Annotated in this window: 7 protein-coding genes and 1 pseudogene; all 8 read right to left on the reverse strand. The window is 68.0% G+C overall.

Translation table 11 applies throughout. The features are described from left to right. Positions 1 to 773, reverse strand: a pseudogene (locus CF68_RS38265) (folylpolyglutamate synthase/dihydrofolate synthase family protein); the annotation flags it as partial. A 156-nt stretch (positions 774 to 929) separates the two neighbouring features. Continuing rightward, positions 930 to 1,802: an acetyl-CoA carboxylase, carboxyltransferase subunit beta gene (gene accD / locus CF68_RS11150; RefSeq protein ID WP_035818461.1), complete on the reverse strand. Its 873-nt coding sequence runs from the start codon at positions 1,800 to 1,802 to the stop codon at positions 930 to 932. Positions 1,803 to 1,982: 180 nt separating this feature from the next. Beyond that, positions 1,983 to 2,780, reverse strand: a complete 798-nt coding sequence (gene trpA, locus CF68_RS11155) for a tryptophan synthase subunit alpha (protein WP_035818464.1) — start codon at positions 2,778 to 2,780, stop codon at positions 1,983 to 1,985. 1 nt (position 2,781) lies between these two features. Beyond that, a complete protein-coding gene (locus CF68_RS11160; protein ID WP_035818467.1) occupies positions 2,782 to 3,708 on the reverse strand; it encodes a site-specific DNA-methyltransferase in 927 nt (308 codons plus the stop codon). Continuing rightward, positions 3,708 to 4,901 (reverse strand): tryptophan synthase subunit beta, encoded by a 1,194-nt coding sequence (gene trpB, locus CF68_RS11165; RefSeq protein WP_035818475.1) that lies wholly within the window; start codon positions 4,899 to 4,901, stop codon positions 3,708 to 3,710. Before trpB ends, CF68_RS11160 begins: the two co-directional genes overlap by 1 nt. A 124-nt stretch (positions 4,902 to 5,025) precedes the next feature. Continuing rightward, the gene (locus CF68_RS11170; RefSeq protein WP_035818477.1) at positions 5,026 to 5,769 is read right to left on the reverse strand and encodes a phosphoribosylanthranilate isomerase; all 744 of its coding nucleotides are present in this window, start codon (positions 5,767 to 5,769) and stop codon (positions 5,026 to 5,028) included. After that, a complete protein-coding gene (truA, locus tag CF68_RS11175; RefSeq protein ID WP_035818479.1) occupies positions 5,756 to 6,574 on the reverse strand; it encodes a tRNA pseudouridine(38-40) synthase TruA in 819 nt (272 codons plus the stop codon). The genes CF68_RS11170 and truA overlap by 14 nt, the downstream gene beginning before the upstream one ends. Positions 6,575 to 6,723: 149 nt before the next feature. Continuing rightward, a partial coding sequence (locus CF68_RS11180; protein ID WP_035818482.1) for a FimV/HubP family polar landmark protein occupies positions 6,724 to 8,086 on the reverse strand: 1,363 nt, incomplete at its 5' end.

An 8,086-nucleotide genomic window follows, 5' to 3' on the forward strand; every position in this document is an offset into this window, starting at 1 on the left:
TTGGCCCCGCGCAGCGCCGGATAGCCCAGGCCGTTAAGCTTGCGCCCGCCGCCGCTCCAGTCCCATTGCTGGCGCTCCTGGCCCTTGGCGGCGTGGAAATGGTAATCGCGCCCCACCAGCCACAACTCGGCGCCGACGGCTTCGGCGTGCGCCACCAGCGACTTGGGCGGCATCGGGTCGCCACAGATCGCGGGCACGCCCGGGCGGAAGATGCCGGCCTTCTCGAAGCCGATTTCCTCGCGCGTATGGCCCAGGTACTGGGTATGGTCGATATCGACGCTGGTGACGATGGCGCAGTCGGTATCGATCACGTTGACCGCGTCCAGCCGCCCGCCCAGGCCCACTTCCAGGATAATCGCGTCCAGCCCGGCCGCGGCGAAGGCATGGATGATCGCCAGCGTGGTGAACTCGAAGTAGGTCAGGCTGACCGGGTCGGCAAAGCTGTTGCGCGCGCGCTCGACCGCCTCGAAATGCGGCAGCAGCTGCGCATCGGTGGCGATCTCGCCATTGATGCGGGCTCGCTCGTTGAACGAGATCAGGTGCGGCGAGGTATGGCAGCCCACCTTGTAGCCGGCCTCCAGCAGGATGCGCTCGAGCATCGCGCAGGTAGAGCCCTTGCCGTTGGTGCCGCCCACCGTGAACACCACGGCGTCGATGCGCAGCCCGAGGGCCTCCTTCACGCGCGTGATGCGCGCCAGGCCCATGTCGATGCCCACGGGATGGGCGGTTTCGAGATGGGCAAGCCATTCGGGGAGCGTATGGAAGACAGGCATGTGGGGTGCGAGGAAAGCTGTTGCTACCAGATTTGGCCAGCCAGCGGCAATGTCAAGGCCAGGCTTGCACCCGGCCCCGAGATAGCGGCCGGGGCGGCCAAGAAAAGCGAAAGGCGCGTCAACCACCCGCGCCCTTGATCTGCCATGCAGACGTTATTATGCCACCGCGTCGGCCGGCTGCTTCTGCAGCAGCGCCAGCAGCTGCGCCAGTTCCGCGCGCATCTTGCGGCGGTCGACGATCATGTCGATGGCGCCCTTCTGGATCAGGAATTCCGAGCGCTGGAAGCCTTCCGGCAGCTTCTCGCGCACGGTCTGCTCGATCACGCGCGGGCCGGCAAAGCCGATCAGAGCCTTGGGCTCGGCGATCACCACGTCGCCCAGGAAGGCGAAGCTGGCCGACACGCCGCCCATGGTCGGGTCGGTCAGCACGCTGATGAACGGCAGCTTGGCCGCAGTCAGCTGGTTCAGCATCGCGGTGGTCTTGGCCATCTGCAGCAGCGACAGCAGGCTTTCCTGCATGCGCGCGCCGCCAGTGGCGGTAAAGCAGATGAACGGCACCTTCTGCTCCAGCGCAGCCTGCGCGCCGCGCACGAAGCGCTCACCCACCACCGAGCCCATCGAACCGCCCATGAACTCGAACTCGAAGCAGCTCACCACCACCGGGATGGTGTGGATGGCACCGCCCATCACCACCATGGCATCGGTCTCGCCGGTGTCGTCCATGGCGGCCTTGATGCGGTCCGGGTACTTCTTGGAATCCTTGAACTTGAGTGCGTCGACCGGCACGATCTCCTGGCCGATCTCATAGCGGCCTTCGGCGTCCAGCAGCCCGTCCAGGCGCGCCCGCGCGCCGATGCGCATATGGTGGTCGCACTTGGGGCAGACGTGCAGGTTGGCCTCGACGTCGGTCCGGTACAGGGTGGACTCGCACGACGGGCACTTGACCCACAACCCCTCAGGGATGCCCTTGCGGGTGCTGGGGTCGGTCTGTTGAATCTTGGGGGGCAGGAGTTTATCCAACCAGCTCATGAAAGCTCCTTTCGGATGACTGCGGTCCGCCGGCAAGCCCGGTGTCGGGACGCCTGTTGGCGGATGGCAGGGAATCAACCCGCGAATTTACCATGCCGGCCCGGTGACCTCGAAGCGCAACGCGCGATTTGCGCACAACACATCACTCCCCAAGGTCTGCCGGGCCGGCATTACATCACTTCAGCTGTCCAGCGCCTGGCGGATCTCGGCGATAAACGCCTGCAGCGTCGCCACCGCCTGTTCGCGCGGCGTGTCCTCCAGCAGCTGCACCAGGCGGCTGCCTATCACCACGGCATCGGCCACGCTGCCGATCGCGCGCGCGGTCTGCGCGTCGCGGATGCCGAAGCCCACGCCCACCGGCAGGTTGGCATGCTGCTTGATCAGCGGCAGGCGCGCCGCCACGCTGTCCAGGTCGATCGCGGCCGAGCCGGTCACGCCCTTGAGCGACACGTAGTACAGGTAGCCGCTGGCCACGCGCGCCACGGCCTCGATGCGGGCATCGGTCGAAGTCGGCGCCAGCAGGAAGATCGGGTCCATGCCGTTGTCGCGCATCAGCGTGGCGAACGACTCGCACTCCTCGGGCGGATAGTCGACCACCAGCACGCCGTCGACGCCAGCCTCGCGCGCGGCGGTGGCAAAGGCCTGCTCGCCCATGCACTCGATCGGGTTGGCGTAGCCCATCAGCACCACCGGGGTGTCGGCATTGGTCTGGCGGAACTCGCGCACCCACTGCAGCACCTGGGTCAGCGACACGCCCTGCGCCAGCGCGCGCTCGGAGGCGCGCTGGATCACCGGGCCGTCTGCCATCGGGTCGGAGAACGGCACGCCCAGCTCGATCACGTCGGCGCCGCCCGCCACCAGCGCATGCATCAGCGCCACGGTCAGGCCGGGCTCGGGATCGCCGGCGGTGATAAACGGAATCAGGCCCTTCTTCTGCTGCGCGGCCAGCGCCGCGAACGTCTTCTGGATACGGGACATATCAGGGAATCAGGTGAGGCCGCGGCGCCGGCGAGACATCGTCGTTGGCGGCGGCCAGGGTTGGGGTGGCGGCAGGCTCGGCCGCTGCATTCGTGACGGCAAGGGCCGCGGCGGCGGCGGACACGCGATCGCATGCCACCTGCACATACTCCGGATTGATTTCGAAGCCGGCAAAGCGCCGTCCGTGGCGCAGGCAGGCCACCGCGGTGGTGCCGCTGCCGGCGAACGGGTCCAGCACCAGGCCGCCCGGCGGGCAACTTGACAGCACCATGCGCTCGACGATCTCCAGCGGCTTCTGCGTCGGGTGGTTGGCGCGCTCCGGGTCCTGGCGGTGGATGCGCGAGACGCTCCACAGGTCCTTCGGGTTGTAGCCCACCTCCAGCCACTTCTTGCCTTCGAAACGCGGACGGCTGCGCGCCTTCTTGGTCTCGGGGTCGTAGGGAATTCGGACCGGGTCGAGATCGAAGTAGTAGTCGCGCGCGCGGGCAAAAAAGCCGATGTTGTCGTGCACCGACGAGAACTTGCGCGTGGTGCCGCCCATGCTGGGCACGCGGCGGTCCCAGATGATCTCGTTGATCATGGTCAGGCGCCGCTTGAGCATCACGAACAGCTCGGGCGAATACTGCCAGGTGCAGAACAGGTAGAGCGTGCCCCTGGGCGCGAGCTTGGGCACGACCGCGTTCATCCAGCGCTCGGACCAGTCCAGATACTCCTGGCCCGACAGCAGGTCGGAATCGTTGCCGTAGTCCTTGCCCAGCCCGTAGGGCGGATCGGCGACGATCAGGTCGACCGAGCCGTCCGGCAGGCGGGCAATGCCCTCGAACATGTCTTCCTGGAACAGGCGCAACTGGGCGGAATCGGGCGCTCCGGACGCATCCGGCGCGCCCGCGCCGCCCACGGCAAGTCCGGTCGGAGGCAGCGCGCGCATCAGAGCTTGAGCCCCGCGCGTTCGGCCACGGTGTGCATGTCCTTGTCGCCGCGGCCGGACAGGTTCACCAGCAGCAGCTTGTCCTTGGGCAGCGTCGGCGCCAGCTTGCAGGCATAGGCGATGGCGTGGCTCGATTCCAGCGCCGGGATGATGCCTTCGATGCGGCAGCAGTCGTGGAAGGCCTTGAGCGCTTCCTCATCCGTGATCGGCACGTACTGCGCGCGGCCGCTGTCCTTGAGCCAGGCATGCTCGGGGCCCACGCCCGGGTAGTCCAGGCCAGCCGACACCGAATGGGTCTCGATGATCTGGCCGTTGGCGTCCTGCAGCAGGTAGGTGCGGTTGCCGTGCAGCACGCCTGGCGTGCCGCCGGTCAGCGAGGCCGCGTGGCGGCCGGTGTCCAGGCCGTCGCCGGCGGCTTCCACGCCGATCAGCTGGACGTCCTGGTGCTCGATATACGGGTAGAAGATGCCCATGGCATTGGAGCCGCCGCCCACGCAGGCGATCACGGCATCCGGCTGGCGGCCCGTCATCTCCGGCATCTGCACCTTGGATTCCTCGCCGATCACGCACTGGAAGTCGCGCACCATCATCGGGTACGGGTGCGGGCCGGCCACGGTGCCGATAATGTAGAAGGTGTTCTCGACGTTGGTGACCCAGTCGCGCATGGCTTCATTGAGCGCGTCCTTGAGCGTGCGCGAGCCGCTTTCCACCGGCACCACGGTGGCGCCCAGCAGCTTCATGCGGTAGACGTTGGCGGCCTGGCGCTTGACGTCCTCGGCCCCCATGTAGACCACGCACTCCATGCCGAAGCGCGCGGCGATGGTGGCGGTGGCCACGCCGTGCTGCCCGGCCCCGGTCTCGGCGATCACGCGCGGCTTGCCCATGCGCTTGGCCAGCAGCGCCTGGCCGATCACGTTGTTGATCTTGTGCGCGCCGGTATGGTTCAGGTCTTCGCGCTTGAAGTAGATCTGCGCGCCGCCGAGCGTCTCGCTCCAGCGCTGCGCGTGGTAGATCGGCGACGGGCGGCCGACAAAGTGCTTCAGTTCGCGGCGGTATTCGGCATCGAACTCCGGATCCTTCTGGTAGTGCGCATAGGCCTCGCGCAGCTCATCGAGCGCGTGGACCAGCGTTTCGGACACGAAGGTGCCGCCATAGGGGCCGAAATGGCCACGGGAATCGGGCAAGTCGTACATGTCTAGACTCTTCGGAACAGCGGCCTTGCCTCATCCGGCAAGGGCGCATGGTTGACTGCGATGCGTGTGCGCGCATGCGGCAGGCCACGGGCGGCATGGGGAAAGACGCGGGAGACGGCCCGGCTCATCCTGCCTCGGCACTGCGCACAGCACGCACGAACGCGGCGATGCGGGCGTGGTCCTTCACGCCCTTGGCGGCCTCTACCCCGCTGCTGACGTCCACAGCGTAGGGCCGCACGCGTTCAATCGCGCCAGCGACGTTTTGCGCGTTCAACCCACCACTCAAAACGATGCGAGGAGCGCCGCTTGCGTTCGGGTTGCCGGTAGCTGGTACCGGGGGAGTAGGCGGAAGCCATGCCGGGGGAATCAGGGTCCAGTCGAAGACGTGGCCGCCACCGCCGTAGCCTTCGACGAAGGCATCGAGCAGCAAGGCAGCGGCATCACGGTATTGATCGGCAAATTCTACCAAATCGAGGCCCTGGTGCACACGGGCGGCGCGCAGGAACGGCAGCCGGCAGCGTTGCGACGCCTGCGAGCAGAACTGCGGGGTCTCGTCGCCATGCAGCTGCAGCAGCGTCAGCGGCACGCGCTCGGCCACATGGGCGATGTCTTCCAGGTCGGCATTGACGAACAGCCCGGTGATCGCCACGAACGGCCCGGCGGCCTCGGCCAGCGCCGCGGCGCGCGCCACGTCGACGTAGCGCGGGCTGTTCGGGTAGAACACCAGCCCGATGGCGTCGGCGCCGGCGTCCACCGCGGCGCGCACGTCGTCCTCGCGCGTCAGGCCGCAGATCTTGATGCGGGTGCGGGCCGGCATGTGCACTGTGCTGCCCGCCGTGCTGCCTTCGGCGGCCTCAGGCTGCGTCATCGAACACTCCATGGAACAGGCTCGCGGACGGATCGGCCGCGGGGATCTGGTAAGGATCAGGATACTTGACGCCGACCAGGTAGAGGCCGTCCGGCATGAAGGTCGGCGCCGCCAGCTTGCGCTCGCGCCCGGCCAGCACCTGCGCCAGCCATGGCGCGGGGTAGCGTCCGCGCCCCACCGCCACCAGGCAGCCCATCAGGTTGCGCACCATGTGGTGCAGGAATGCGCTGGCGCGAAAGCGCAGGAATACCCAGTTGCCGTCGTCCTTGATGGTGACGTCATACATGGTCTTGACCGGCGACTTGGCCTGGCATTCGGCGGCGCGGAAGGCGGAGAAATCATGCTCGCCGAGCAGGCATGCGGCGGCCTCGCGCATGGCGTCGACGTCCAGCCGCTGGCCCGGCGGCAGCATCTGGTAGCCGGCGCGGCCATGCACCAGCGGCACGCGGTGCGGCCCGGTGTAGAGCGCGTAGTAATACATGCGCTCGAACGCCAGGAAACGGGCGTGGAAACCCTGGTCGACCGGCAGCGCCCATTGCAGCGCGATCGACGGCGGCAGGAAGGCGTTGACGCCGCGCACCCAGGAAAATGGCTCGCGCTCCAGCGCCGTGTCCAGGTGGATGACCTGGCCGAGCGCATGCACGCCGGTATCGGTGCGCCCCGCCACGGTGGTCAGCAGGCGCACCCCGGCAAAGCGCTCGATGGCGTTTTCCAGGTGATCCTGCACGGTATTGCGGTGCGGCTGCGACTGCCAGCCGGAAAAGGCGGCGCCGTCGTAGTGCAGGCCAAGAGCGATGCGGTTCATGTCAGGGGATCGGGCAAGGCGGCGGGTACGTCCGGGCGCAGTGGTTCACGCCAGGTCCGCCGAAAAAGCGAATGCGCCGGAAGGGACGCTTCCGGCGCATCGCTTCAGGCTGCGGCAGCGCGTGCCGCGGCCGGACCGTCAATGATAGCTCAGGCCACTTCCTGCAGCAGCGAACGGGCCTCCGCCTGCAGCGGATCCTGCGACTGCTCGACCACTTCCTGCAGCAGTTCGCGCGCCCCTTCCTTGTCGCCGATCTCGATATAGGCACGAGCCAAGTCAAGCTTGATCTGCATGTCCCGCCCGCCGTCCACGCCGTCGACCGACAGCGTGCTCGGCGAACCGCCGTGCGTGAGGTCGCCGCCGGTTTCAGGCGCGACGCGCGACAGGTCGATCGGCTCGGCCAGCTTGCCGTCGCGCAGCATGGTGGCGGCGGGCAGCGGCATGGTGGCCTCGTCCAGCACATCCTTGCCGCGGGCGTCGGCTTGCGCGGCGCTGCCCAGGTCAAGCGACAGCCCGGACATGTCGAACTCCAGCGGACGGCTGCGGGTCGGCGTGTCGAGGGTGGGCACGTCGTCGGCAAGCGGGTCGGCGCCGGGCAGGCCGAGATCTAGCCGCACCGGCTCGCCGGCGTCGTGCGCGTCAGCGCCAAACACCATCGCCGCGGAAGCAGGCGCCACGATCGGCTCACCGGCCGCCGGGGCCGGGAAGGCATCCAGCGGCAGCGCCAGGTCACCCAGCGACGGCTCCAGCCGCGCGATCGAGGCCGGATTCTGCGACGGATCCTGGGTACGCCACTGGTCGGTAGCCGGCGATGTCGTATCCGGCCCCGCCGCTTCTGGCGTCACCGCCAGGAAGAGCGCGTTGCCCGGCTCGAGTGCGCGCCCCATTTCTGCTGCCTTCAGCCATTCCGCCCCGTGTCCGCCGGTCTGGGCGAACATTTCTTCTGCAATCACGCGGAAACCTTCCACATCCTGTCTGTTGCTGTAAATCTCCAGGAGCTTGAGCCGCACCGGCTGCTGCTCCGGGTTCTTCTCCAGGGCTTCGCGCAGGATTTCCTCCGCCTGCACATCGCGCCCATAGGCGATATAGACCTCGGCCTCGGCGATCGGGTCGACCTCGTTGGCTTCCGGCGTGTTGTTGCCGATGCGGAAGTCCGCGCCGAACACGCTGTGCTGCGAGGTGTCGACGCTCTGCCCCCCGGCCGTGCCGAACAGCGAATTGGCACCGGCCATCACCGTGCTTTCCTGCGACAGGATGCTGTCGCCGAAGCCGGTCGCCTCGCCCGCCTTCTGCTGCTGGCGGCGGCGATAGATCGCATAGACGCCGAGCAGCGCCACCAGCAGGCCACCGCCGGGCAGCAGCATGGGGTTGGCCAGCAGGCCGTCGATGAACGACGGTTCGGGCACCGGCTCGGGCTGGGCCGCCACCACCGGCGGGCGCTTGGCAGCGGGGGCCGATGCGGCGGCCGCGTCCTGCGCAGCGTTGGCGGGGACGGCGGCAGCCGGCTGCGAG

Source organism: Cupriavidus sp. SK-4, from assembly GCF_000611125.1.
GTDB classification, from domain to species: Bacteria; Pseudomonadota; Gammaproteobacteria; order Burkholderiales; family Burkholderiaceae; genus Cupriavidus; species Cupriavidus necator.